The sequence below is a fragment of the Roseovarius atlanticus genome (assembly GCF_001441615.1).
GTDB lineage: Bacteria > Pseudomonadota > Alphaproteobacteria > Rhodobacterales > Rhodobacteraceae > Roseovarius > Roseovarius atlanticus.
In genome coordinates, this window is record NZ_LAXJ01000003.1 from 459424 (window position 1) to 484635 (window position 25212).

General features: G+C 63.6%; 21 protein-coding genes. 12 read left to right on the plus strand and 9 right to left on the minus strand.

Annotated elements, in window-relative coordinates; translation table 11 throughout:
* Positions 1 to 8 precede the first annotated feature (8 nt).
* The 7 genes from XM53_RS05675 to rnc all read left to right on the plus strand — a co-directional run bounded on the left by XM53_RS05675 (position 9) and on the right by rnc (position 5226).
* Positions 9 to 779 (plus strand): pyridoxine 5'-phosphate synthase, encoded by a 771-nt coding sequence (locus tag XM53_RS05675; RefSeq protein WP_057791131.1) that lies wholly within the window; start codon positions 9 to 11, stop codon positions 777 to 779.
* Positions 776 to 1219: an ABZJ_00895 family protein gene (locus tag XM53_RS05680; protein WP_057791133.1), complete on the plus strand. Its 444-nt coding sequence runs from the start codon at positions 776 to 778 to the stop codon at positions 1217 to 1219. Before XM53_RS05675 ends, XM53_RS05680 begins: the two co-directional genes overlap by 4 nt.
* A gap of 70 nt (positions 1220 to 1289) precedes the next feature.
* A complete protein-coding gene (locus XM53_RS05685; protein WP_057791135.1) occupies positions 1290 to 1736 on the plus strand; it encodes a hypothetical protein in 447 nt (148 codons plus the stop codon).
* Positions 1733 to 3160, plus strand: coding sequence for an alpha/beta fold hydrolase (locus XM53_RS05690; protein WP_057791137.1), 1428 nt, complete (start codon positions 1733 to 1735; stop codon positions 3158 to 3160). The genes XM53_RS05685 and XM53_RS05690 overlap by 4 nt, the downstream gene beginning before the upstream one ends.
* 11 nt (positions 3161 to 3171) lie before the next feature.
* Positions 3172 to 3573, plus strand: a complete 402-nt coding sequence (gene acpS / locus XM53_RS05695; protein WP_057791139.1) for a holo-ACP synthase — start codon at positions 3172 to 3174, stop codon at positions 3571 to 3573.
* A 116-nt stretch (positions 3574 to 3689) separates the two neighbouring features.
* Positions 3690 to 4529 (plus strand): signal peptidase I, encoded by an 840-nt coding sequence (lepB, locus tag XM53_RS05700; protein WP_057791141.1) that lies wholly within the window; start codon positions 3690 to 3692, stop codon positions 4527 to 4529.
* Positions 4530 to 4536: 7 nt separating this feature from the next.
* A complete protein-coding gene (gene rnc, locus XM53_RS05705) occupies positions 4537 to 5226 on the plus strand; it encodes a ribonuclease III (protein WP_057791143.1) in 690 nt (229 codons plus the stop codon).
* On the opposite strand, the gene XM53_RS05710 is transcribed toward rnc, so the two are convergent.
* From XM53_RS05710 to XM53_RS05725, 4 genes are all read right to left on the minus strand, one after another.
* A complete protein-coding gene (locus tag XM53_RS05710) occupies positions 5223 to 5642 on the minus strand; it encodes a universal stress protein (RefSeq protein WP_057791145.1) in 420 nt (139 codons plus the stop codon). The two genes, rnc and XM53_RS05710, sit on opposite strands and share 4 nt — an antisense overlap.
* An 11-nt stretch (positions 5643 to 5653) precedes the next feature.
* Positions 5654 to 8290 carry a TRAP transporter permease gene (locus XM53_RS05715; protein ID WP_057791147.1) on the minus strand — a complete coding sequence of 879 codons (2637 nt, stop codon included), beginning with the start codon at positions 8288 to 8290 and terminating at the stop codon, positions 5654 to 5656.
* Positions 8291 to 8363: 73 nt separating this feature from the next.
* On the minus strand, positions 8364 to 9323 hold the full coding sequence (locus XM53_RS05720) for a TAXI family TRAP transporter solute-binding subunit (protein WP_057791149.1): 960 nt from the start codon (positions 9321 to 9323) through the stop codon (positions 8364 to 8366).
* Positions 9324 to 9601: 278 nt separating this feature from the next.
* Entirely contained in the window at positions 9602 to 10258 is a 657-nt protein-coding gene (locus XM53_RS05725) for a GntR family transcriptional regulator (RefSeq protein ID WP_057791151.1), read from the minus strand.
* A 133-nt stretch (positions 10259 to 10391) separates the two neighbouring features.
* Here XM53_RS05725 and dctP point away from each other — a divergent pair, with 133 nt between their 5' ends.
* The 5 genes from dctP (at position 10392) to XM53_RS05750 (ending at position 16102) form a co-directional block, all read left to right on the plus strand.
* On the plus strand, positions 10392 to 11378 hold the full coding sequence (gene dctP / locus XM53_RS05730) for a TRAP transporter substrate-binding protein DctP (protein ID WP_057791153.1): 987 nt from the start codon (positions 10392 to 10394) through the stop codon (positions 11376 to 11378).
* An 83-nt stretch (positions 11379 to 11461) separates the two neighbouring features.
* Positions 11462 to 12013, plus strand: coding sequence for a TRAP transporter small permease subunit (locus XM53_RS05735; RefSeq protein ID WP_057791155.1), 552 nt, complete (start codon positions 11462 to 11464; stop codon positions 12011 to 12013).
* Positions 12013 to 13329, plus strand: a complete 1317-nt coding sequence (locus tag XM53_RS05740; protein ID WP_057791157.1) for a TRAP transporter large permease — start codon at positions 12013 to 12015, stop codon at positions 13327 to 13329. The genes XM53_RS05735 and XM53_RS05740 overlap by 1 nt, the downstream gene beginning before the upstream one ends.
* Entirely contained in the window at positions 13326 to 14588 is a 1263-nt protein-coding gene (locus tag XM53_RS05745; protein ID WP_057791159.1) for a malonyl-CoA decarboxylase, read from the plus strand. The genes XM53_RS05740 and XM53_RS05745 overlap by 4 nt, the downstream gene beginning before the upstream one ends.
* On the plus strand, positions 14585 to 16102 hold the full coding sequence (locus tag XM53_RS05750) for a malonate--CoA ligase (RefSeq protein ID WP_057791162.1): 1518 nt from the start codon (positions 14585 to 14587) through the stop codon (positions 16100 to 16102). Before XM53_RS05745 ends, XM53_RS05750 begins: the two co-directional genes overlap by 4 nt.
* Before the next feature lie 4 nt (positions 16103 to 16106).
* Here the strand turns inward: XM53_RS05750 and XM53_RS05755 are convergent, their stop codons facing one another.
* The 5 genes from XM53_RS05755 to XM53_RS05775 form a co-directional block, all read right to left on the minus strand.
* Positions 16107 to 17345 (minus strand): FAD-binding domain-containing protein, encoded by a 1239-nt coding sequence (locus XM53_RS05755; RefSeq protein WP_082630762.1) that lies wholly within the window; start codon positions 17343 to 17345, stop codon positions 16107 to 16109.
* 70 nt (positions 17346 to 17415) lie between these two features.
* Positions 17416 to 19287: an acetyl-CoA hydrolase/transferase C-terminal domain-containing protein gene (locus XM53_RS05760; protein ID WP_144435461.1), complete on the minus strand. Its 1872-nt coding sequence runs from the start codon at positions 19285 to 19287 to the stop codon at positions 17416 to 17418.
* On the minus strand, positions 19241 to 21316 hold the full coding sequence (locus tag XM53_RS05765; RefSeq protein ID WP_057791164.1) for a 3-hydroxyacyl-CoA dehydrogenase NAD-binding domain-containing protein: 2076 nt from the start codon (positions 21314 to 21316) through the stop codon (positions 19241 to 19243). Before XM53_RS05765 ends, XM53_RS05760 begins: the two co-directional genes overlap by 47 nt.
* Positions 21313 to 22611: an acetyl-CoA C-acetyltransferase gene (locus tag XM53_RS05770; protein WP_057791166.1), complete on the minus strand. Its 1299-nt coding sequence runs from the start codon at positions 22609 to 22611 to the stop codon at positions 21313 to 21315. Before XM53_RS05770 ends, XM53_RS05765 begins: the two co-directional genes overlap by 4 nt.
* The gene (locus XM53_RS05775) at positions 22608 to 24857 is read right to left on the minus strand and encodes an acyl-CoA dehydrogenase (RefSeq protein ID WP_057791168.1); all 2250 of its coding nucleotides are present in this window, start codon (positions 24855 to 24857) and stop codon (positions 22608 to 22610) included. The genes XM53_RS05770 and XM53_RS05775 overlap by 4 nt, the downstream gene beginning before the upstream one ends.
* Between the last annotated feature and the right edge of the window lie 355 nt (positions 24858 to 25212).

Genomic DNA, 25212 nt, shown 5'->3' on the forward strand with positions numbered 1-25212 from the left:
GAGGGGTCATGAGCGACACCGGAAAACTGCGCCTTGGCGTGAACATCGACCACGTGGCGACCGTGCGGAATGCACGCGGCGGTGCCTATCCCGACCCGGTGCGTGCCGCGAAACTGGCTGAGGAGGCGGGGGCGGACGGGATTACCGCGCACCTGCGCGAGGACCGCCGGCATATCTCGGACGCGGATATCGACGGGCTGATGGCGGCGTTGAAGGGGCCACTGAATTTCGAGATGGCCGCGACCGAAGAGATGCAGAAGATCGCCCTGTGCCACAAGCCGCACGCGGTTTGCCTGGTTCCGGAGAAGCGCGAGGAACGCACCACCGAAGGCGGGCTTGAAGTGGCGCGCGAGGAAAACCGGTTGGCGCATTTCATAGCGCCCTTGCGCGAGGCGGGCTGCCGGGTGTCGATTTTCATCGCCGCCGACAAGCGCCAGATCGAGGCCGCCCACAGGATCGGCGCCGAGGTGATCGAGCTGCACACCGGCGCCTATTGCGATGCCCATGCCGAGGGGAACTTCGAGGAACGCGACAGGGAACTGGCCGCGCTGCGCGAGATGTCTGGCTTTGCCCATTCGCTGGGGTTGGAAGTCCATGCCGGTCACGGGCTGACCTATGATACCGTCAAGCCCATCGCCGCGTTTCCCGAGGTCAAGGAACTGAACATCGGGCATTTCCTGATCGGTGAGTCGATCTTTCGCGGGCTCGGGCCGGCGATTGGTGAAATGCGGCGGCTTATGGAGGAGGCGCGGGGCGACACGCTGCGCTCGGCGGGATGATCTGGCTGCGCTACAGCGCCGTTTTTTTGGCCGTGGCAATCGGCGTGGCACAGGTTGTGCGGCTGTTGGGAATCACCAAGGATGAGATGCTGGGATCGGCGGCGCAGATCATGGTGCCGGCGATGATCGCCGCGCTGATCGAAGGGCAGCAACATGTGCGCCGTCACGCCGACCTGCCCGGGTCGAGCCGGGCATGGCGCTTTGGCTTCATCGGGATGGGGGTGGCGACGGTGTTGAACGTGGCGCTGTCCTATGCCGGGCCGCAGGTGGCGCCGGAATTTGCCAAGCTGGCCATCGCCGCGCCGGGATCTCAGCAATTCGTGACGCTGCTGCTGATGTATGCGGGCGGCTACCTGTTGGCCAACCGGTTCTTCTACGGGATCGGTGCGGGCAACACGCTGAGCCGCGACAAGGCCCGCGAGGAACGGGGAGGCAAGTGATGGGCGCGAGTGATGCGCGGGGGCGGCGGTGGGTTTTCACCCACCCTACGCGGTATGCGGGGCCGGAGCCATGAGGAAGACATTGGCTGCACTGGCGGTTGGCCTTGTCGCGTTGGGCGGCAAGGGGCACGCGCAAGACGTCGGTCCTTGCGACTGGCGCAGCGGTGCCGAAGGGCTGATCGAACCCTGGGAGGATTACACGCGAACGTTCTCGGACGGGAAGGTGCGGATCGCGCTCTTGGACCGGATTGAGCCGGGCGCGTCGCCTTTGCATATCCTGATCCTGTCACCGCCCTATGACGAACTGGGCGCACGGCAGTGCCGGATTCTGAGCGTCGAGGGCACGCGCGGGTTCGCGGACGTCGATTTCGGTTCGCTGGAGGCGGACTATGATCCTTCAATCGGGCTGATCTTCGAGCTTGCGGTGCGGGTTATGGGGCCTGTCGAGGCCGAGGGCCGCGCGCTTCGCTTTACCCTGAACCAGGCCAGCGGTGCGATCGAGGCCAGCCTTCGGTGACGGTGCGATGGCATCGGTGGCTGGCCGTGGCGGCGCTGCTTTTGGGCTGTTGGGCGCTTTGGACGCTGGAAAGTGCGCGTTCAGGGGTCACGTTCGAAAAGATGAGTGTGGGGCCGACGCCTGTGACCGTCTGGGCCGGGTCCGAGGACGGGCCGGCGGTGGTCATGGCGCATGGCTTTGCAGGGTCGCGGCAGATGATGCAGGGGTATGGCCTGCTGTTGGCGCAGGCGGGGTACCGAGTCTATGCCTATGATTTCGAAGGCCACGGGCGGCATCCGACGCCGATGTCGGGCGATGTCACGGCCGTGGACGGCACCACGCGGTTGTTGGTGAACCAGACGCTGGAGGTGATCGCGGCGGCGCGGGCCGATGCCGGAGACGTGGCGCTGGTCGGGCATTCGATGGCGACCGATGTGCTGGTCCGGGCGGCGCTGGAGACCGAGGGCATCGGGCCGCTGGTCCTGTTGGCCACGTTTTCGGGCGCGGTGACGGCGCAGGCGCCGGATAACATGCTGATGATCACTGGCGCGTGGGAGCCGCGTTTGCAAGGCTTTGCCGCTGACGCGGTGGCCGCGGCCTCGGACGGCGTCCGCCGCGAGGCGATCGTGGCACCGGCGGTGGAGCATGTGGCGATCCTGCATTCGCGGGAGGGCCGGGCCGCGGCACTGGACTGGCTGAATGACTATTATGGACGCGATACAATAGTGCCGGTGCCGCAGACGGGCTGGGCGCTGATCGGCCTGCTGGCGGCGATCACGATGCTGTTTGCGCCGGTCGCGCGGTTGTTCCCGGCGGTCGGGGGATTGCCAGATGAGCTGTCGTGGCGGCGGTTCGCTGAAATCGTGAGTGCGCCGATGCTTGCGGCCCCAATGCTGGCGGCCCCGGTGGACACGCAGGTCTTGCCAGTGCTGGTGGCGGATTACCTGGCGCTGCACCTGCTGATATACGGCGTGGTGCAGCTTGGCGCGCTTTGGGCCACGGGCGCGCGGCCGGGGCCGATCAGCATCTTGGGCGGGGTGCTGGTGCTGGTCTGGACCGTGGGCGTCTTCGGGTTCGCGCTGGATCGCTACGGCGCCAATTTCTGGCCGGTGCCAGAGCGGTACGGGATCATCCTGGCGCTGGCACTGGGGGCCGTGCCGTTCATGCTGGCCGATGCCTGGGCAGTGCAGGGCGCGGGGATTCTGCACCGCGTGTTTGCGCGGCTGGGGTTTCTGGCATCGCTGGGAATTGCGGTGGCGTTGGACTTTGAGGGGTTGTTCTTTCTGCTGCTGATCGCGCCGGTGATCGTACTGTTCTTCCTAAGCTTCGGCTGGATCGGGCGGATAGCGGCGTCGCGGTTTGGGGCAGCCGGGCCCGGCGTCGGGCTTGGGCTGGCGCTTGCCTGGGCTTTGGGTGTAAGTTTCCCGCTGTTTTCCGCAGGATAAGGGGCGCATTCATGATCCTGGGCATCGGCACGGACTTGGCCAACATAGACCGGATCGCGGGTACGCTGGAGCGATTCGGCGACCGGTTTCGCAACCGGGTATTCACCGATGTGGAACAGGCCAAGGCCGAACGCCGTCGCGATGTGGCGGGCACTTATGCCAAGCGGTGGGCGGCGAAAGAGGCGTGTTCCAAGGCGCTGGGCACAGGCCTTCGCATGGGGATCGCGTGGAAGGATATGGCCGTCAGCAACCTGAACACCGGGCAGCCGGTGATGCAGGTCACGGGCTGGGCGGCGGAACGGCTGGCCGACATGACGCCCGAAGGATATGAGGCGATTATTCATGTGACGCTGACCGACGATCATCCTTGGGCGCAGGCTTTCGTTGTGATCGAGGCACGGGAAGCGACGTGAAAGCCGACTGCGATGCGACGCTGTGGCTGGGTGCGACGCCGGCTGCGCACGTGAGCGTGGCTTGACACCCGTGCCCCCGCCCCGCATGTAGCGCAGAAGAGCAAGCGGAGGCGCGCATGGCCGAAGAATCCAAGACATCGAGCACGATATGGGAGACCGTCAAGACAGTCTTCTGGGCGCTGCTGATCGCCGGTATTTTCCGCACGATCCTGTTCCAGCCCTTCTGGATCCCGTCCGGGTCGATGAAAGACACGCTGCTGATCGGGGATTTCCTGTTCGTAAACAAGTTCGCCTATGGCTATTCCTATGCGTCCTGCCCGAACATCAAGATCGAGCGGATCGGCCTGGATATCGACGCCAAGAACATCTGCGGGTTTCTGGATGGCGACAACACGCGTCTCTTTGGATCCGAGCCCGAGCGTGGCGACATCATCGTGTTCCGTCACCCCAGCAACGGCACGGATTACATCAAGCGGGTCGTGGGTTTGCCGGGTGACCGTATCCAGATGAAAGAGGGCGTGCTGAACATCAACGGCGAGCCGGTCGAGCTGGAAGATGCCGGAAACTTTGAGGAAGTGCTGGAAGCGCAGGGCCCGCTGGGCAAGACGCCGCGCTGTGCCAATGGCGCGGTGGGTGTGGGCGGGATTTGCGAAAAGGAACGCCAGATCGAGACCCTGCCCAACGGCGTGTCGCACAGCATCCTGAACGTGGGACCGCAGCGCTATGACAGCACCGGCGTCTACGAGGTGCCGGAGGGGCATTATTTCTTCATGGGCGACAACCGGGACAATTCCACCGACAGCCGTGCGCCGCTGACGGCACCGGGCGGGGTGGGCTATGTTCCGTTCGAGAACCTGATCGGCCGGGCGGACCGGGTGATCTTTTCTTCGGCGGGCCGGTCCATGCTGTTCTTCTGGACATGGCGCGGCGACCGTTTTTTCGAGAAGCTGGACTGATCCAGCGATGAAGCTTTCGGGCGATCTCAAAGCGTTCGAGAGCCGCCTGGGTCATGAATTCGGGCGGCCAGAACTGTTGGTACGGGCCGTGACCCACGGGTCGATGACCACGGCCAACCGGGATGACAACCAGCGGCTAGAGTTCCTGGGGGATCGCGTGCTGGGGCTGGTGATTGCCGAGGCGCTGCTGGAAAATGACAAAGGGGCTGCGGAAGGCCAGCTTGCGCCGCGTTACAACGCGTTGGTGCGCAAGGAGACCTGTGCCGAGGTGGCGCGGCAGATCGACCTTGGCGCGGTGCTGAAGCTGGGGCGGTCCGAGATGATGTCGGGCGGGCGGCGCAAGCAGGCGCTGTTGGGTGACGCGATGGAGGCGGTGATTGCCGCCGTCTACCGCGATGCCGGGTTCGACGCGGCGCAGGAGGTGATCCTGCGTCTGTGGGGCGACCGGGTGACGTCCGTCAAGGCCGATGCGCGGGATGCCAAGACCGCACTTCAGGAGTGGGCGCAAGCGCAGGGCCTGGCTCCGCCGGTCTACCGGGAGACGGCGCGCAGCGGGCCCGACCATGCGCCGCAGTTCACCATCGAGGCCCGGCTGGAAAACGGCGAGGCCGAAGAGGCCACCGCCGGAGCCAAGCGGCAGGCGGAGCAAACCGCCGCCAAGGCGTTGCTGGCAAGGGTGGCGTCGGCCAAGCCCTAGCGGATGACGACCACCGACTGATTGGCGTGGCGAGTGATCCGCGCGGCGTTTGGACCGACGAGGTAATCCCGCAACTCGGGACGGTGCGCGCCCACGACGATCACGTCTGCGCCGATCTTGTCCGCCATGCGCAGGACGCTGTCATAGATCGTGCCCTCGGTGACATGCAGGACGGCCTTGCCGTCGAAAGCGTCATCCGTCCAGTCTTTCAGCGCTTTTTCGGCGCCGGCCTTGGCCGAGCGGTTGTAGTCCCCCTCAAAGGCCGCGCCGACCATGTTCATGCCACTTCCGGGCACAACATTGATGACGTGGATCTCGGCATTGTCGCCGGATGCGATCAGCTTGGCCGCCTGTACCAATCTTTCGGCGCCTTCCATCGCGTTGATGTCGACCGCCAGGAGAAGCTTGTTGAACATGGTGTTCCTCCTCAGAAGGCCGGTTGGGTGGCGCGGGGCCGCTGGATCAGCACGATACCCGCCAGCAGGATCAGGGCGGGGATGAAGAACAGTTCCTTGGGCAGGCGTTCGTTCTCGATCTCGACCTTGCTGACCACCACGGGGGTGTCGCCGTAGAAGTCGTACTCGATGCCGATGGCCTCGAAATGCGGTGTGCCGGGGAAGGGTTCTTCGAGCTTCAGCTGATCATCCTCTTCGAGGATGCTGAGGCCCTGTTCCGACAGCGCCGCGGTTCCGTCGCCTTCGATGCCGGGGACGGATATGGTCGTGGGCCTGTTCTCGCCGGTGTCGAAATCCGGGCCTTCGATGGTCAGGCGCATGTCCTGGCCGGTCTCGGCGCTGTCCATGAGGGCATAGATCCCGGATCCCGTGGCCGTCTGGTAGGGGTCCGAAATCTGGTCGAGGAAGAAGCCCGGACGGAAGAGCATGAAGGCGATGAACAAGAGTGCCGCGCTTTCCCATTTTCGGGACTTTGCGATGAAATAGCCTTGGGTCGCCGCCGCAAAGAGCAGCATGGCTATGAGCGAAATGCAGAACACCATGATCGCCTTGCCAAAGCCCACGTCGATCAGGAGCAGATCGGTGTTGAAGATGAAGAGGAACGGCAGAAGCGCCGTGCGAATGTCGTAGCCGAAACCCTGGATACCCGTCTTGATCGGATCGCCGCGGGAGATAGCGGCGGCGGCATAGGCGGCAAGGCCGACGGGGGGCGTGTCGTCGGCGAGGATGCCGAAGTAGAACACGAACATGTGTACCGCGATCAGAGGCACGATCAGGCCCGCCTGTGCGCCCACGGACACGATGACGGGGGCCATCAGCGAAGAGACCACGATGTAGTTGGCGGTGGTGGGCAGGCCCATGCCAAGGATCAGCGACAGGACCGCCACGAGGAACAGCAGGATCATCAGGTTGCCGCCCGAGACGACCTCGATCACCTGGCCGATGACCTGGTGCGCGCCGGTCAGGGAAATCGTGCCGACGATGATGCCGGCGGCGCCGGTGGCGACCCCGATGCCGATCATGTTGCGCGCACCCAGGATCAGGCCGTCGATGAAATCGCGCCAGCCGTGCCATGTTTCGCCGGCAAAGCCCTCGCCGCGGAACATCGCCTTGAGCGGGCGGTGCGTCAGCGCGATGATGATCATGAAGATCGTGGCCCAGAAGGCCGAAAGCGCGGGCGACAGGCGGTCGAGCGTGTCTGTGCGCACCATCAGGTTCCACACCAGGATGAAGATAGGTATGGCGAAATAGAGCCCGCCGATGAGCGTCGGTGTCAGACGCGGCGCCTCGGGCGGGCCATCTTCGTCCTTGTCCATCTTGAGGTCGGGATAACGCGCGGCGATGGCCACGAGCACGACATAGAGCACGGCCACGAGCGCCACGGCGGCATAGACCGAGTTGCCCATGATCGGCTCTAGAATGCCGCGCAGGCCGATCATCAGGAAGGTGCAGAGGGCCAGGAAGATGAAGCCCGACAGGAAGAGGATCAGGATCATCAGCACGCCGATGCGGCGGCCGGGTTTTTCCAAGCCTTTAAGCCCCATCTTCAGGCTTTCGAGATGCACGATGTAAAGGAGCGCGATGTAGGAGATGACCGCCGGAAGGAAGGCGTGCTTGACCACGTCGATATAGGGGATGTTGACGTACTCGACCATCAGGAAGGCCGCGGCCCCCATGACCGGAGGCGTCAGCTGGCCGTTGGTCGACGAGGCGACCTCGACCGCGCCAGCCTTTTCCGCCGGAAAGCCGATGCGCTTCATCAGCGGGATGGTGAAGGTGCCGGTGGTGACGGTGTTGGCGATGGAGGAGCCCGAGATCATCCCGGTCATCATGGACGACAGGACCGAGGCCTTGGCCGGCCCGCCGCGCAACGCCCCCAGGAGAGCGATGGCCACCTTGATGAACCAGTTGCCGCCGCCTGCGCGGTCCAGCAGCGCGCCGAACAGCACGAAGAGGAAGATCATCGTGGTCGAGACGCCGAGGGCCACGCCGAACACCCCTTCGGTCTGCATCCAGTAGTGACCAAGCGCCTTGGACAGCGACGAGCCGCCGTAGTTGGTGATGTTGCGGGCCCATTCCGAATAGCCGCCGAAGAAGGCGAACAGGATGAAACAGCACGCGATGATCACGAGCGGCAGGCCGAGAGAGCGATAAACCGACACCAGAAGCACGATCATCCCGATGGCGGACATGGTGACGTCGGTGGCGTTCCACAGACCGGGGCGGTCGGCGATTTCGAAGCGGAAGACCACGAGATAAAGACAGGCCGATACGCCCAGGATCACAAGCGCCCAGTCATAAAGCGGAATGCGGTCGCGGGGCGAGGACTTGAACAGTGGAAAGGCGAGCGTCGCCAGCATGATGGCAAAGGCCAGGTGCACGAAGCGGGCCTGTGCGACGATATTGGCGAAGATCGACATGCCCGTGGCTTGGGCCAGCATACCCGGAATGCGAGAGGCGATGTAAAGCTGGAAGAGGGACCAAGCGATACAGGTGCCGATGATCAGCTTTGTCTGCCAGGCTGCGGACGGGTTGCGGGCGCCGGTATCGGCCTCGGCCAACATGTCGTCGGCGGAACGTGTGTTTTCTGTCTGGTCGCTCACTGTCATGCCCCCTCAAGCAAGTCATGTCGTTGATCTGGTGAAGGGCGCCCGCGCGGGGCGCCCTTCGAAGCTCGGAGGCTTATTCCATCAGATCGAGTTCCTTGTAGGCCTTTTCCGCACCGGGGTGCAGCGGGGCCGACAGGGCATCCTGAACCATCTCGGAAGGCTCGAGGTTGGCAAATGCCGGGTGCAGTTGGCGGAAATCGTCGATGTTTTCCATCACCGCCTTGGCCAGCACGTAAACCGTGTCTTCCGACACATCCGCGGAGGTCACGAGGGTCGCGCCCACGCCGAAGGTGGTGATGTCCTCGTCGTTGCCGGCATACATGCCGCCCGGAACGGTGGCGGTGCGGTAGTACGGGTTTTCGTCGATCAGCTTATCGATCACGTCGCCGGTGACGTTCACCAGAGTGACGTCACAGGTTGTCGCCGCTTCCTGAATGGCGGCGGCCGGGTGGCCCACGACGTAGACCATGGCGTCGATGTTGCCGTCGCAGAGTTGTTGCGACATTTCCGAGCCTTTGTACTCGGTTGCCAGTGCGAAGTCGTCCATGGTCATGCCGTATTCTTCCATCAGCACCTCGGTCGTGGCGCGCAGGCCCGAGCCGGCGTTGCCCACGTTGAAACGCTTGCCCTTGAGGTCCTCGAAGCTTTCGATGCCGGCATCGGACCGGGCGATCAGCGTGAAGGGTTCGGGGTGAACCGAGAAGACCGAGCGGATTTCGGGAAACGGGTTGTCCGAGAAGGTCGAGGTGCCGTTATAGGCGTGGTACTGCCAATCGGACTGCGCCACGCCGAATTCCAGCTCGCCGGCCTTGATCGTGTTGATGTTGTAGACCGAGCCGCCGGTGGATTCCACGGCGCAGCGGATGCCATGATCTTTGCGGGACTTGTTGACGAGACGACAGATCGCGCCGCCGGTGGGATAGTAGACGCCAGTCACGCCACCGGTACCGATGGAAATGAATTCCTGCGCCGAGGCCGGGGCGGAAATGGCGAGTCCCGCGGCGGTAAAGGCGCCGAGAAGATAGTTTTTCATGGTGTTCTCCCTTAGTTGCGAACATCATCCCGAGATGAGTCGATGGGGCCAGTAGAGCCAGAACTGGCCTGGCTTGCAAGGCCGTCGGGCGACAAATTAATGTATTCAATGTGTTAGCTGAATGTGTTCCGCGCTTTATTGAAACAGCTGCGCCGAACTGCCAACCGCGTTGCAAGGTCGGACCGTTTTTTCCCAAACGGTTGGACAATGCTTTCCGGGTTGGACCGAGCGTCAGGTGCGCCAATGGGCCAACCGGTGCACCCGGCCCTGACCCGCGGCTATTCAGCGGCGGGCTTGAGGCTGGACATCAGGCGGTGGAACTTCTCTCCCTGCACGGTGACGTGCTGGCGCAGCAGGTTGCCGGCCTGAGCGCCGTCGCCGCTCTCGATCGCGGCCAGTATTGCGTCGTGTTCTGCCACCGATTGTGCCATTCGCCCCCGCCAGCGCAGTTGCAGGCGGCGGAAGGGACGCAGGCGGCGTTGCAGGCGCAAACACTCCTGTTCCAGAAACGCGTTGCCCGTCTGGGCATAGAGTGTGGCGTGAAAGATATCGTTCTGGTGGTAGTTGCCGTCGGCATCCTGCGCTTCGGTCGCCGTGCGGCAGCGGTCATTGATGGCGCGTAGATCCGCCAGAGCCTTGTCGGAAATGCGCGACGCCGCAAGACGCCCGCAGATCGCCTCGAGCTCCGCCATGACCTCGAACATCTCGATCAGTTCGACGGGGCCGGGCTGACGCACAAAGACCCCGCGGCGGGGTATCTGCTCGACCAGTCCGGAAAGGATAAGCCGTTGAAGTGCCTCTCTTATCGGGGTTCTGGACACGCTAAAGCGTTCGGCCAGCTGAACCTCGTCCAGGCGGTCGCCATCCTCGAACGTGCCATCGAAAATCAACTCTTCGATGGCGTCCGCGATGAGATCTGCGCGCTTGCGTTCCATTTCAATCCGCTAGCACACCGCCGTCTAGAGCGCAAGAAATCCATTCTTGTATACAAAAAATTTGACTGCTTACACAATCTCGTTAGGTTGCAGGGCAGTCCGTATACGAATCAGGACGTTTTGGGAGGAACATATGAAACTGAATTTCACAGCCGCAGTCGCGGCAGCAGCGCTTTTCGCGGGCAGCCTGACGGCGAGTGCCGAAGAGTTGCGCTTGTCGCACCAGTGGTCCACGAGCGACGTGCGCCACAAGGTGGCCCAGATGGTCGCAGACGAGGTCGCGGCGGCGGATGTCGATCTGGATATCCAGATTTTCCCGTCGCAATCGCTGTTCAAGGCGCGCGAGCAATACAAGCCGCTGGCCCGTGGGCAGGTCGACATGATTGTCTTTCCGCTGTCCTATGCGGGTGGCCTGCGCAACGCCTACAACCTGACCCTGATGCCGGGGCTGGTGAAAAACCACGACCACGCCGCACGTCTGAACGAGTCCGACTTCATGGGCGATATCGAGGCCATCATGGCCGAGGACGACATCATGGTGCTGGTCCACGGCTACCTGGCCGGTGGCTTTGCGGGCAAAGAGAAGTGCATCACCGCGCCGGAGGACGTGGAAGGCCTGCAGACCCGTGCGGCGGGCAAGGCGTTCGAGCAGATGCTGGCGGGTGCCGGTGCCTCGATCGCGTCGATGAGCTCGGCCGAGATCTATAACGCGATGCAGACGGGCGTTCTGGACGCGGCGAACACCTCGTCCTCGTCCTTTGTCAGCTACCGCATTTACGAGCAGGTGGCGTGCTTTACCCCGGCGGGCGACTATGCGCTGTGGTTCATGTATCAGCCGCTTTTGATGAACAAATCCAAGTTCGAAAGCCTGAGCGAGGAGCAGCAGACCGCGCTGATGGAGGCCGCCGAGAAGGCAGAAGCGTTCTATCTGGAAGAGGCGAAGAGCCAAGACGGCAATGCGCGCGACGTCTTTGCCGAGAACGGCGTCGAGATTGCCGAGATGACCCAGGAAGAGTTCGACTCGTGGCGCCAGATCGCGCAGGAGACGGCCTACAAGGCGTTCCTCGAAGGCTCGCCCGAAGGGCAGGCCCTGCTGGACAAGGCGCTGGCCGTCGAGTGATCCGCTGAACCAACCGTCGGGTCCGGCACGCCGCCGGGCCCGACGCCGCGTACCAATTCCACTTTTTCAACGGAGGCCGAGCGATGTCCGGTTCCGCCCACGCCACAGCGGCTGCCCGCCACGGTGGTAATCCCGTTCTGCGGATCATCGGCTGGATCAGCCAGATTTGCGGCATCGTTGCCGCGCTGATGATCGTCGCGTCGGTCCTGATCGTCTGTCAGATGATCTTTATCCGGTTCGTGCTGAACCAGTCGACGATCTGGCACACGGAGGGTGTGACGTATCTGATGATCGGTGCGACCATGATTGGCTTGCCTTACGTGCAATTCGTGCGCGGCCACGTGAACGTGGATCTGCTGCCCATAATGTTGCCCAACAAGGCGCGGCGTGTGCTAGCGGGGATCGTCATGGCGCTGACCCTGGCCGTGGTCGGCGCGATGCTGTGGCACGGGTATCATTTCTGGCACGAAGCGTGGGACTGGGGTGAGACGTCGAACACGCCCTGGAACCCCAAGCTGTGGGTGCCGTATCTGGCGCTGCCGCTGGGCTTTGGCCTCTATGCGCTGCAACTGGCGGCTGACCTGTTCGCGATGTCGACGGGCATCGACAAGCCCTTCGGGCTGGAGGACGTCTGATGGATCCGCTTGCACTGGGTGGCCTGGTCGCCATCATCACAATTGTTGTCCTGTTTTCGGGAATATCCGTGGCGGCGGGCCTGCTGGTCGTCTCGGCCGGGTTCCTGATCATCTTCGACGGGATGAGTTCGTTGTCGCTGATGCCGGAGATCTTTTTCGGCAAACTGGACAATTTCGCGCTGCTGTCGATCCCGATGTTCATCATCATGGGGGCGTCCATCGCCTCGACCCGCGCGGGTGCCGACCTTTACGAGGCGCTGGAACGCTGGCTGACCCGCGTGCCGGGGGGGCTCGTCGTGTCGAACCTGGGCGCCTGCGCGCTGTTCGCCGCGATGTCGGGGTCCAGTCCGGCCACCTGTGCGGCCATCGGCAAGATGGGCATCCCCGAGATGCGCAAGCGGGGTTATCCCGATGGCGTCGCCGCCGGGTCCATCGCGGCGGGCGGGACGCTGGGGATCCTCATTCCGCCGTCGGTCACGATGATCGTCTACGGTATCGCGACCGAGACCTCGATTGGCCGCCTGTTCCTGGCAGGCGTGTTCCCGGGCCTGCTGCTGGTGGGGCTGTTCATGGCGTGGTCGCTTTATTCCACGTGGAAGTCCGGAAACGCGCAGGTCCTGTCGGCGGGCAGCTATACTTGGCGGCAGCGGGTGGAGATCCTGCCCAGGGTCGTGCCCTTCCTGCTGATCATCCTCGGTGTGCTCTATGCGATGTATGGCGGCATCGCCACGCCGTCGGAAACGGCCGCTGTTGGCGCGCTGATGTGCATGTTGATCGCGATGATCATTTACCGGCTTTGGGATCCGCGCCAGATCTGGACCGTGCTGCGTGACAGCACCCGCGAAAGCGTTATGATCCTGTTCATCATCGCGGCCGCGGGCGTGTTCTCCTACATGCTGTCGTCGCTGTTCATCACCCAGTCGATTGCCGAGTGGATCGGCACGCTTGACGTGAACCGCTGGGTGCTGATGGGGGCGATCAACGTCTTCCTGCTGATCGCTGGTTTCTTCCTGCCGCCGGTCGCGGTGATCCTGATGGCCGCACCGATCCTGTTGCCGATGATCACGACCGCGGGCTTCGACCCGATCTGGTTCGCCGTGGTGCTGACGATCAACATGGAAATCGGGCTGATCTCGCCGCCGGTGGGCCTGAACCTTTACGTGATCAACGGCATCGCGCCGGACATTTCGCTGAAGACGATCCTTATGGGGTCGCTGCCCTTCGTGGCCTGCATGGTGATCGCGATCGTCTTGCTGTGCCTGTTTCCGGGTATCGCCACCTGGCTGCCCGATATGGTGATGGGAGCCGAGCTATGACCTTGCTTGCCGATCTTCTGTCGACGGTGTTCGAGCGTCGCTACGGCGCGGCGCGGGGCCTGCCGCGGGACGACAGGCCCATCGAGGACCTGACCGCCGACCTGATCGGGGCCACGGGCGAGGTCTCGGGCCAGGCCGTGGCACGGCAGATCCTGACGCGGTACGAAGGCTGGGATGATGCCGCGAAACTGGAGTTTTTTCGGCACCTTGCGAGGGATATGGTGATCAATCCCGAGCGAGTACGCGACGCGCTGGACGCGTATGAGCGTGGCCAGTCAAAGGCCACTTACCGCGCCTTCCTGAACGCGTCCGAGTCGCCGCGCCAAGAGTTGATCCGGCGGATGAACCAGGTGCCGGGTGCCACCAAGCGGCTGGTGGGGATGCGCACGGACCTGCTGCGACTGGGCCGGGACGACGATGAGCTACAGGCGCTGGACCTGGATTTTCGCCACCTGTTCGCAAGCTGGTTCAATCGCGGGTTCCTGGTGCTGCGCCCGATCAGCTGGGAAAGTCCGGCGCATATCCTGGAAAAGATCATTGCCTACGAGGCCGTCCACGCGATCGACAGCTGGAACGACCTACGCCGGCGGCTGGAGCCTGCCGACCGGCGCTGTTTCGCGTTTTTCCATCCCGCCATGCCGGACGAGCCGCTGATTTTCGTCGAGGTGGCGCTGACCGACGGCATTCCGGGATCGATCCAGGAGGTCTTGGCCGAAGAGCGCGATCAGGTTGACGTTGAACGGGCCAATACGGCTGTGTTCTATTCGATTTCGAACTGCCAGTCGGGGTTGGCGCAGATCTCGTTCGGCAATTCGCTGATCAAGCAGGTGGCGGCAGATCTTGCCCTGGAAAACCCCGTGCTGAAGAATTTCGTCACCCTGTCGCCGATTCCGGGCCTGACCCGCTGGATGGAAAGCGTCGATATCAACCCCGAGGCGCAGCAGCCCGATGCGCTGTGCGAATATGCGGCCTATTACCTGACCCAGGCCAAGCGGAGCGACGGCTTGCCGCTGGATCCCGTGGCGCGATTCCATCTTGGGAACGGAGCGCAGGTTCACAAGGTCCACGCCGACGCAGATGTATCGACCAACGGGCTGAAGCAATCCGCAGGGGTGATGGTGAATTACCTCTACGACCTGATCAAGGTGTCGCAGAACCACGAACGCTTTGCGGCCGAGCAGAGGGTCGCGACGTCGAGCGAAATAAAGTCACAGGCTGCCAGCGCCGCGAAGACACTGCCGGAGGAGGGACACGCATGACCAACCCCCTTTTCGATTCCCTGTTCGGAGATCACGTGGGCAAGGACACGCCGTTTCTTTACCTGCCGAATGGTGAGACGCTGACCCATGATCGGTTTCTGCGGCTCGCGGCGCAATATGCCAACGCGTTCACGGCGGCAGGACTGGAACCCGGTGCACGGGTGGCTGCTCAGGTCGAGAAGTCGCATCATGCTCTGGCCGTTTATGCCGCTTGCGTGCAGGCAGGGCTGGTGTTCTTGCCACTTAACACCGGCTACACGGTGGAGGAACTGAGCTATTTCATCGAAGACAGTGGCGCGTCCATGGTGATCTGCAAGAGCGACAGGCGCGAGGCGCTGAATCCTATTGCGTCCGAACATGGGGCGATGCTGGAGACGCTCGAAGAAGATGGCTCCGGTAGTCTGTCAGAGAAGGCGGCGGAGGCGTCCGAGACGTTCGAGACCGTGGACCGCACGGAAGATGATCTGGCTGCGCTGCTCTATACGTCGGGGACGACGGGGCGGTCGAAAGGCGCGATGCTGAGTCAGGGAAACCTGCTGTCCAACGCCGTGACATTGGCGGAGCACTGGCGGTTCAGCAGTGACGATGTTCTGCTGCACGCGCTGCCGATCTTTCACACGCACGGTCTGTTCGTGGCCACCAACATCACGCTGGTTGCCGGTGGGGCGATGATCTTTCTGCCGAAATTCGACCTTGATACGGTGATCAAGCGCTTGCCCGAGGCGACGGCCATGATGGGTGTGCCGACCTTCTACACGCGTCTTCTGGACGACCCGCGCTTCGACAAGGATCTGGTGTCGCATATGCGGTTGTTCGTTTCGGGCAGTGCACCGCTTCTGGCCGAAACGCACACGACCTTCGAGAAACGCACGGGGCATCGCATCCTTGAACGCTATGGCATGACAGAGACGAACATGAACACGTCGAACCCCTATGACGGCGACCGGCGCGCCGGCACGGTGGGGTTCCCGCTGCCGGGGGTGGAGTTGAAGATCACCGATCCGGAGACGGGCGAAGAGGTGGCGCAGGGCGAGGTCGGCCAGATCGAGGTGCGCGGCCCGAATGTGTTCCAGGGATATTGGCAGATGCCCGATAAGACGGCGGCGGAGTTGCGCGAGAACGGCTTTTTCATCACCGGTGATCTGGGTGTCATCGACGATCGCGGATATGTCCAGATCGTGGGGCGCAACAAGGACCTGATCATCTCGGGCGGGTACAATATCTATCCCAAGGAGATCGAGCTGGTGCTGGACGAACAGCCCGGCGTGCTGGAAAGCGCGGTGATCGGTGTGCCCCATGCGGATTTCGGTGAGACGGTGGTGGGCGTGATCGTGCCCGAGGCAGGGGCCGAGCCGGACCTGGATGCGATTGGCGAAGCGACGTCGAAGGCACTGGCGCGGTTCAAACATCCCCGAAAGCTGATCGTCAGGGAAGAGTTGCCGCGCAACTCGATGGGCAAGGTTCAAAAGAACCTGCTACGGGACGAGTTCAAGGATTTGTTCGTCACAGCTTGAAGGGTCAGGTCAGCCCGGCATCGTGCAGGATGTCGGGCAGCTTCTTCTTCACCTTGAAATAGCCAGCGGTGGCATGGGGCCAGACAAGCGTGTCCCAGTCGCGGCGCCATTCGCGAAGGGTCACCCCCGCGTTGTCCAGCTCCGGCGCGGCCCGGATCAACCATTCGCGCAGGGGGCCTTGGGGCACGTAGGGTGTTACGATCTGTGTGGCGCCGCGACCGGTGGCCCAGAGGGCCAGTTGCGCGGGATCGTCGGCCTGAAGATTGTCCGCTCTTTCGGTGATCCGATGGGCGGTGTCGGCCAGCGCGGCCGCTTCGAATTCCGTGACCTTGCCGGATACGGGACGCGGCGAGCGCAGGGCGCTGGCCGCAAGGGTGGCTGTGGCGCGGATGTCGAAATTCTCCAGCGCGAAATCTTCGGGGCGGCAATCCTCTTCGGTGATCAACAGGACGGCGGGCGCGTCTGGATCGGGGGCAGACGGGGGGCGTAACGGCTGCACGTCCGGCAGGCCCTTGGGTTCTTCAGCTTCCAAACCCTCGGTGACGTCCGCGAGGTCCGAGGTGTGGGGCGCAAAACGGTTGTTCGTGAACTTTGCGATGTTCCAGGCCTCGGCCGCGTAGAACTTGCCACGCGTGTGCAGCCCCGCGACCCACCGCCAGCTGAGCGTGTTCGAGGCGGGGTCGCCGTCCAGCAGGTGCCGATAGAAGAAATCGGCGCCCAGGCGCCAGGGCAGGCGCAGGGTGAAGATCCAGATCGAGGCGAACCACATGCGCGCGTGGTTGTGCAGATAGCCGGTGTCGGTCAACTCGCGCGCCCACGCATTCATGCAGTCGAGGTCGGTTTCGCCGGTCTCGGCGCGATGGACGGCGTGACGAAGGTCGTCGTCGGCGTCCAGTCGTTCAAGATCGGCGCGCAGGCCATCGCGGTAGGCGTCCCAGATCGAGGGGCGGCGTTCCAGCCACCCCTTGAAGTAGACGCGCCAGAGAATTTCCTGCATGAACCGCTCCGCGGTTTCCATGCCATGCTCGCGAAGGACTTCTGCGATCACGTCGGTTTCCAGCAACAGACGGCGGCGCAGATATGGCGACAGCCGGGAGACGTGTTCGTGCCGACCCGGCCCGAGATCGAAATTGCGCCCGTGGGCATAGCCGGTTCCAAGGCGCGGCAGAACTTCGGCAAAATGCGCCTCTGCGGCGTCCCGGGTGGGTGTTGGCCAGTCCGGCGTCGGGATCGGGTCGGTCATCTTGTGCCTCTGCTGCGGGTCGTGCAGAGACGTAAGCCGGTTGGACGGGATGTCGACAGGCACTCTGGGCTTAGCCAAGCTGGCGCAGAGCCCCGCGCAGGGCGCGCGCCTGAAGCGGTTCGGCAAAGCGCGGCGTTGCGGTATACCCCATGCGCTCCATCGCCTGGTCCTCCTGCGGATGCGGGCTGGCCGTGAGGCCGGACCAGACCAGCGACAACAGAGCGGGCTTGCTGTGGGCGGCGTCGCGCAGGTGCGAGAGCGCCTTGACCAGCAGTTTCTCGGTTTCGGTGAAATCGGTGCCGAGCGGATAATCCGGCAGCAACTCGTCACGGTAAGGGGAAAGCCAGCGTGCGATGGTTTCGGGCGTGTTGTGCGCATGTGCCTTGGGGACGGTCCAGGCGGGGTCGATCTTGCCGGCGTTTTGCGCCTGTTGCAGAAGGCGGGGTTGAAACCGGCTGTCGGCGATCGAGATCAGGCGCTTGATCACCTCTTCGTCGGGCAACCCGCGCAGGAATGCGGCGCCATATTCGGTGACGACGATGTCGCGCATGTGGCGCGGGACAGTCGTGACCGGCAGTTGCCAGACGATGTTCGAAGTCAGCTCACCACCGCTTTGCCGCGTGGCGGGCAGGGTGAGCACGGCATGGGCGCCGTCAAGTGCGAAGGCCTGCTCGAAGAAATTGAACTGGCCGCCCACGCCGCTGACCACCTGGCCGGGTTTGGCCGCGTCGGACATGGCGTCGCCCAAGAGGCTGACCTGCATGGCGCCGTTCACGAAACGGGCGCCATGCCGGGCGGCGCGTTTGGCCTCTTCATCGCCGTAAAGCGCGTTGGTGAAGCTGACAGGCATCATCCGAATCTTGGCGCGGCGCTCCGGCGGCAGGGCGCGCAGGCGTTCGTACATGTCGCGGGCATCGACGAAGAAGCCCGCGTGGATGACAGCGCCGTCGACCTCGCGCCGCAGGATATCGGCCTCGAACAGGGCAACCAGCCCGCCGACCAGCATTTCCGTCACAGCGTAAAGGCCCGTGCGGAACGGGCCTTCCTCCGGCCCTTGCAGCGGCAGCGGGGCGTCGCGCCAAAGCGCGTGCAGCGATGCGCGGTCGCGGGCGATAAGCGCATTTGCGACCGCGTCGCCGATCGCACCGATCCCGATCTGCAGGGTGCCGCCGTCTGGCACGAGGCGCGACACGTGCAGCGCGATGGCATGTTGGGCGTCAGACACCGGGCGGCGCAGGGCCGAGAAAAGATCGACCTGCTCTGGCGGGTCCAGCACCATGGCGCAGTTGCCGGCATCGAGCGCGGCGGGGCCGTCCATGAACGGCAGGGCGTCGTTGATCTCGGCCACCGCGACGAAATCCATCTCGCCTGCGGCGCGACGGGCGAAGAGGTCGGCGGAAATGTCCGTGTTGCAGGACATGCTGAGCCGGTCGCCCTGTCGCGGCATGAGTTGGGCCAGGACATTGGGGTTCTGGTCGATCAGCACGTCGCGGGCATGGGTGTAATTGGCCGAAATATACTGGCGCTGGGCATACTCGTTGCCGAGCCATGACCCCGCCTGAAAGAAGAACTCGGACACCTCGATGTTGTCGGGCAGGCCCTTGTCCTTGATGAGATCGACGTAAGCAAGCGAAGGCGCACTTCCGAAAAAGCGGTCCATCGCGGGGTTTAGAAAGCGCGCCTCGATATCGGAGGACGGTTCGGGGCGCTGCAGGCTGAGCGCGGTGAAGATTTTCAGGCTGAGGGACGGGTCATCTACGGCGGCACGCACAAGGGCATTCACGAATGTGATCGGCTTGCCGAGACCAAGCGGAAGGGCAAGGCGTATCTCGCCTCCAGTGGCGTCGAAGGTGGCCCGCGCCATCGCGTCGGCGTCGGTATGGACCTGAGGCCTTTCAGCCAAGGTCGGACCAGCCGGGATCAGGGGCGAAGCGCGGGCCATGGGCGGACTCGAGGTCCGTCAGTCGTTTTTTTATCTCGGCGGTGCCTCGGGCCTTGGCGTAGTGCATCGGACCGCCCCGGAACGGGGCCCAGCCGGTCGCGAAGATCATCGCGGCGTCCAGTTGGTCGGCATCTTTCGCCACGCCTTTGCGCAGCACCTCGACGCAGGCGTTCAGCATCGGCAGGATCAGCCTGTCGGTCAGGTCGTCCGTTGCGTTATCCATGTCGGCATCCGGGTGCGGCGTGCCGTCGGACCAGTCGTAAAAGCCCTTGCCGGTCTTCTTGCCCAACTCGCCCTTGTCGACGCGTTGGCGCAGGTCGTCGCTGATCGGCGGCATGGCGGTGTCGAGGCTGTCGGCCAGGCTTTCGGCCACGTGCAGACCGATATCCAGCCCCACCTGGTCGGCCAGCGTGACCGGCCCCATCGGCATGCCGAACCGGATGGCGGCGGTGTCGATGACCTCCTTGGAAACGCCCTCGTCCATCAGGACCATCGCCTCTAGCATGTAAGGCACGAGCGCACGGTTCACGACAAAGCCGGGATAGTCGGTCACCAACGCGGGCAGCTTGCCGGTCGCACCGCAGAACGCGGCAAGGCGGCTGGCGGTCTTGTCGTTCGTCGCGGTTCCCTTGACGACCTCGACGAGGTCGATTTTCGAGACCGGGTTGAAGTAATGAAGCCCGGCGAAGCGAGATTTGGCAGGCACGGCGGCGGCGAGTTCATCGACCGAAAGGCTGGACGTGTTGGTGGCGAGGATCGCGTCCTTTTTCAAAGCGCCTTTCAGCCCCTTGAATATCTTTTCCTTGATCTCCTGTTCTTCGCTGGCCGCCTCGATCACCAGATCGGCGTGGGCAAGCCCATAGCCGTGCGGGTCTGGCATGAGGCGGTCCAAGGCGTCGCGGGTCTCGATGCCACTGAGGTGCTTGTCTTCGCAGATCTTTGCGGCTGTCTTTACGGCCTGGCCCAGCGGGTCGGTCTGAATGTCGCCCAAAGTCACGGTCTTGCCCTTGATGGCGGCGATGGCGGCGATCTCGGCCCCCATGGCGCCGGCGCCAATGACGTGGACATGCGCGATGCCGTCTTCGCCGCGACCGGCCTCCTTCAGCGATTGCTGCAGGAAAAAGACGCGGCGCAGGTTCTTCGAGGTTTTGGTTTCCAGAAGCTGGGCGAAACTGTCGATTTCGGCCTGCTGCATCGCTTCGCGGTCGTCGCCGTGCTTTTCCCAGAGGTCGATCAGGGCGTAGGGCGCCGGGTAGTGCTCTTTGGGGGCCTTTTCTTCCGTCTTGCTGCGCATCTGGCGGGCGGCGAGGCTGCGGGCCTGGTCGAAAGAAAAGGCGCGGAATTTTAGGCCCTGCGATTGCCGCTCGATCTTGCCAGTCCGCGCGGCGGTCACGGCGGCGGCCACATGGCGTTCCTCGACAACGGCGTCGGCAATACCTTGCGACTTGGCGCGCTTGGTATGCGCGGTCTTTCCGGTCAGCATCATGGTCATCGCGTCGGTCGGGTCGATCAGGGCGGGCAGGCGGAACGTGCCGCCAAGGCCGGGATGCAGGCCAAGCTGAACTTCGGGAAAGCCGAAGGATGCGCCGGGTGTGGCAATGCGGTAGTCGCAGGCGAGCGCAAGTTCGAAACCCGCTCCCAGGGCCGCGCCGTGGACGACGCAGATTGTGGGGCAGGGCAGCGCCTCGATCCGATCGAGCACGCCATGCGCCTGTTTCAGCAGGTCAGCGGCGCCTTTGTCTGTCATCGTCTCGAAGCCCGAGATATCGGCGCCAGCTGCGAAACCGGCCGTCTTGGCGGATCGGATCACGAGCGCTGCGGGTTTGTCGGCCTCGGCGGCGGCGATGTGATTGTCCAGTTCGCGGATCACCTCTTCGGAGATCGTGTTGACGCTGCTGTCGGTCTTGTCGAGCACGAGCCAGAGCACGTTGTTGTCATCCCGCGCCGTGCGCCAGTTTCCTTCAGCCTGTCCGGTCGGGCCCAGTTCCAGCTTGGTCTCGCCGAGAAATTTCAGAACGTGTCCGGTCATTGCACGGCCTCCAGCAGCATGGCGCCGCCAAGGCCGCCGCCGATGCATTCGGTTGCGATGCCGCGTTTCGCACCGCGCGTCTTCATGGCGTTGGCAAGGTGCAGCACGATGCGGTTGCCGCTGGTGCCGACAGGGTGGCCCAGCGATATGGCGCCGCCGTCGACATTCAACTGATCGCGGTCGATCCGGCCAAAGGCGCCGTCCAGCCCGAGGACCTCGCGGCAGAATTCCTCGTCGTTCCAGGCGGCGAGGCAGGACAGGACCTGTGCGGCAAACGCCTCGTTCAATTCCCACAGGTCGATGTCCTCGACCCCGAAACCGTGGCGTTTCACGATAGGGGTGGAAGACATGACCGGACCGAGGCCCATGATCGACGGGTCCAGACCAGCCCATTCGCTGTCGGTGATCTCGGCAAGCGGTTCGAGGCCGTGCGCGTCGACGGCCTTTTCAGAGGCGAGGATACACCAGCTGGCACCGTCGGTGATCTGGCTGGAATTGCCCGCCGTGACCTTGCCGTAGGGTGGCTCGAACACCGGCTTTGGTTTTGCCAGGCCTTCCATGTCGCTATCGGGGCGGACACCGTTGTCATGGTCGTAGACCGTTCCGTTCTTGGCGAAAGCTGGCATCAGTTCGCCGTCCAGCCGGCCTTCTTTGTGGGCGGCGGCAAGGCGATGGTGACTTTGCATGGCATAGGCATCGGCGGTTTCGCGGTCGATGCCGAAATGATGCGCCAGCACCTCGGCGGTCTGGCCCATGCTGAGCGTGGTGATGGGGTCGGTCAGGCCGCGTTCCAGGCCGATGACCGGCTTGAAGAACTCGGGCTTGAGACCGGCCATGTTCTTTGCCTGCTCCAGCGGTCCCTTGGCGGTGCTCATACGACCGAACCATTCGACGGCGGACTGGCGCAGGGTCAGGGGCGCGTGGCTGAGGGCCTCGGCCCCGCCGGCAAGGATCATCTGGTGGCTGCCGTCGCGGATATAGCGATAGGCGGTGTCGATGCTTTGCATCCCCGAGCCGCAGTTGATCTGAACCGTAAAGGCCACGGTCGCCTCGGGCAGGCCAAGACGCAGCCCGGCGACGCGCGCCGGGTTCATCTCGTCGGCGATAACGTTGACGCAGCCAAGGATCACAAGGTCGAGCGCGGCGCGATCGAACGGCTGGCGTGCCAACAGAGGCCTGCCGCATTGCACCGCAAGATCCACGGGCGTGAAGGGGCCGGGGCCGGCCTGTGCCTTCAGGAAAGGTGTGCGTGCGCCATCCACGAGAAAAACGCGATTGTTGTTCGCTGTTGTCATTCCGCGGCCTCTTGCCGGGTGCGCTCTTGTTGCTGCGGTGCGGGGAAGAGCGCGGCGAAATCCTCGGGCGCGTAGTCTTCCACGGCGACGACCTCGTCGACCAGGCGCGACATTTCCTCGATGTCGGCAATCTCGGCATCGCTCAGAATACCAGCCTCCAGCGCTTCCTGTGGGGTCTTTTTCGCGTCGCGCAGCCGCTTCATGACCGGCGCCATCTGGGTGACCTTGGCGTAGCATTCGTTCAGCACCTGCACACCGTCACGATTGCACCCGCCGGCGATGCGGCCGACGATGCGGTCACGGGCTTCGGACGGGTCATACAGAAGGTCGCTGCATTGTGCGGTCAGCTTGTCGCCGGGCTTGCGCTGGGCCATGCCCGGCAGAGTGAAGACGCGCAGCAGCCATGCCGCCCAGCGGGCCGGCAGGTTGGCGATTACCTCGTCCAGGGCGGTCTGGATGTTGTGGAACGCGTCGGCGGCGACATAGCGCAGAACCGGCAGGTCGGTCTTTTGGCGGCCTTCGTCCTCCCACCGCTTGAGGGCGGCGGAGAGAATGTACATCTCGGACAGGATGTCGCCCATGCGGCCCGAGATCATTTCCTTGCGCTTGAGTTCGCCACCCAGCGACAGGAAGAGCATGTCGGCGGTCAGCGCATAGGCTGCGGACCAGCGCGAAAGTTGCTTGTAGATATCCGTGGCGTCGCCCGCCGCCGGGGCCGGCGCGAACCGGCCGCCAGTCAGGGCCCGGCCCCAACTGCGGAACAGAGTGCGTGTGCTGTGGCCGACATGGGCCCAAAGGGACTTGTCGAACATCTCAAGCGCCTTGTCGGGGTCGTCCTCTTCCAGCGCCAGCATGTTGTCGAGCATATGCGGATGCGCGCGGATCGAGCCCTGTCCGAAGATGATGAGGCTGCGGGTGACGATGTTGGCCCCCTCGACCGTGATGCCGATGGGCACGGCGCGGTATAACGGCAGCAGGTAATTCGACGGCCCATCGATGACCGCCTTGCCGGAATGCACGTCCATGGCATCATTCAGCGCCTCGCGCATTCGAAAGGTCGCGTGGGCCTTCATGATCGCCGAGATCACCGACAGCGCGCGCCCCTCGTCCAGCCCGGCGCAGGTCAGGTGGCGGGCCGCGTCCATCGAATAGGCGTCGGCGGCAAGGCGTCCAAGTCGCGCCTGCACGCCGCCGAACTTGCCGATGGGCAGGTTGAACTGTTCGCGGATGCGGGCGTAGGCGCCAGTCGTATGGGCCGACAGGGCGATGGCTGCGCAGCCCATGGACGGCAGCGAGATGCCACGCCCGGCGGCAAGCGCGCTCATCAGCATCATCCAGCCTTCACCGGCATACTCCTGCCCGCCGATGATGTTTTCGAGCGGGATGAACACATCCTTGCCCGTGGTCGGGCCGTTCATGAACATCGTGGAGGACGGGATGTGGCGGCGACCGGTTTCAACCCCTTCAAGGTCGGACGGCACCAGTGCGCAGGTGATCCCGATATCGGGGGTGTCGCCCAGGAGACCATCGGGGTCGCGCAGCTTGAAGGCCAAGCCCAGCACGGTGCAGACCGGCGACAGCGTAATGTAGCGCTTTGCCCAGTTGAGCCTGATGCCCAGCACTTCCTCGCCTTTCCATTGGCCCTTGCAGACGACACCGTCATCCACCATCGCGCCGGCGTCGGATCCGGCCTCGGCACTGGTCAGGCCGAAGGCAGGAAGCTCGCGCCCGTCGGCGAGGCGTGGCAGCCAGTAGTCTTTTTGTTCGTCGGTGCCGAATTGATGCAGCAATTCGCCGGGACCAAGTGAGTTGGGCACCATCACGGTCACGGCGGCGGCGACAGAGCGGGTCGAGATGTAGCGGACAATTTCGGAATGGGCGAAGGCCGAAAATTCAAGTCCGCCATGCGCCTTGGGGATGATCATCCCGAAGAACTTGTTGTCGCGCAGGAACTGCCAGACCTCGGGGGCAAGATCACCTGTCTCATGGTTGATCTTCCAATCGTCGATCATCTCGCACAGCTCTTGAACCGGACCGTCGAAGAAGGCCTGTTCCTCGTCCGACAATCTCGGCGTCTTGACCGCACGCAGCTTGGACCAGTCGGGGTTGCCCGAGAATAGCTCGGCCTCCCACCAGACCTCGCCGGCGTTCAAGGCTTCGCTTTCTGTTTTGGACAAGCCGGGAAGGACACCCTTTGCCCATTTGAATATGGGCTTGGTGATCGCGCGTGCGCGGAAGCTGGACATGCGGGGACTCCTTTCGCCACAAAACGTGTGGGTTTGCGCAAAAGTTCCGTTCTTGATCTGTCAGCAAGAGCGGCAGCGTCGTATCAAAGTATCATCTATCGGATTATTTGGGGAGTAATCACGAAAGAGCGGGTTTCGGAACGCGCTCCTTTCGCCTTTAGCTGCTGGCTCAGGTTAAAGGCGAAACGCTTTCTTCGGGCGATGCGTCCCATGCCCTTGCGCGGTCGTCGGTCAACGAGGGTGCCACGACGACTGCCCTGTGGCTTGGGGCGCGTCGGCGGTTGCGCACACAGATCAGGCAGCGGCGTTGGCCCGGTGTTAATTCTATGGTCTCGGAAAGGTTTCTCGCGGCGCG

Coding starts and splice junctions, on each gene's coding strand:
- XM53_RS05675 (WP_057791131.1), top strand. CDS start 9: ATGAGCGACACCGGAAAACTGCGCCTTGGCGTGAACATCGACCACGTG.
- lepB (WP_057791141.1), top strand. CDS start 3,690: ATGGCCGAAGAATCCAAGACATCGAGCACGATATGGGAGACCGTCAAG.
- XM53_RS05710 (WP_057791145.1), bottom strand. CDS start 5,642: ATGTTCAACAAGCTTCTCCTGGCGGTCGACATCAACGCGATGGAAGGC.
- rnc (WP_057791143.1), top strand. CDS start 4,537: ATGAAGCTTTCGGGCGATCTCAAAGCGTTCGAGAGCCGCCTGGGTCAT.
- XM53_RS05735 (WP_057791155.1), top strand. CDS start 11,462: ATGTCCGGTTCCGCCCACGCCACAGCGGCTGCCCGCCACGGTGGTAAT.
- XM53_RS05685 (WP_057791135.1), top strand. CDS start 1,290: ATGAGGAAGACATTGGCTGCACTGGCGGTTGGCCTTGTCGCGTTGGGC.
- acpS (WP_057791139.1), top strand. CDS start 3,172: ATGATCCTGGGCATCGGCACGGACTTGGCCAACATAGACCGGATCGCG.
- XM53_RS05715 (WP_057791147.1), bottom strand. CDS start 8,290: ATGACAGTGAGCGACCAGACAGAAAACACACGTTCCGCCGACGACATG.
- XM53_RS05775 (WP_057791168.1), bottom strand. CDS start 24,857: ATGTCCAGCTTCCGCGCACGCGCGATCACCAAGCCCATATTCAAATGG.
- XM53_RS05725 (WP_057791151.1), bottom strand. CDS start 10,258: ATGGAACGCAAGCGCGCAGATCTCATCGCGGACGCCATCGAAGAGTTG.
- XM53_RS05720 (WP_057791149.1), bottom strand. CDS start 9,323: ATGAAAAACTATCTTCTCGGCGCCTTTACCGCCGCGGGACTCGCCATT.
- XM53_RS05765 (WP_057791164.1), bottom strand. CDS start 21,316: ATGACCGGACACGTTCTGAAATTTCTCGGCGAGACCAAGCTGGAACTG.
- XM53_RS05745 (WP_057791159.1), top strand. CDS start 13,326: ATGACCTTGCTTGCCGATCTTCTGTCGACGGTGTTCGAGCGTCGCTAC.
- XM53_RS05760 (WP_144435461.1), bottom strand. CDS start 19,287: ATGGCCCGCGCTTCGCCCCTGATCCCGGCTGGTCCGACCTTGGCTGAA.
- XM53_RS05680 (WP_057791133.1), top strand. CDS start 776: ATGATCTGGCTGCGCTACAGCGCCGTTTTTTTGGCCGTGGCAATCGGC.
- XM53_RS05740 (WP_057791157.1), top strand. CDS start 12,013: ATGGATCCGCTTGCACTGGGTGGCCTGGTCGCCATCATCACAATTGTT.
- dctP (WP_057791153.1), top strand. CDS start 10,392: ATGAAACTGAATTTCACAGCCGCAGTCGCGGCAGCAGCGCTTTTCGCG.
- XM53_RS05770 (WP_057791166.1), bottom strand. CDS start 22,611: ATGACAACAGCGAACAACAATCGCGTTTTTCTCGTGGATGGCGCACGC.
- XM53_RS05755 (WP_082630762.1), bottom strand. CDS start 17,345: ATGACCGACCCGATCCCGACGCCGGACTGGCCAACACCCACCCGGGAC.
- XM53_RS05750 (WP_057791162.1), top strand. CDS start 14,585: ATGACCAACCCCCTTTTCGATTCCCTGTTCGGAGATCACGTGGGCAAG.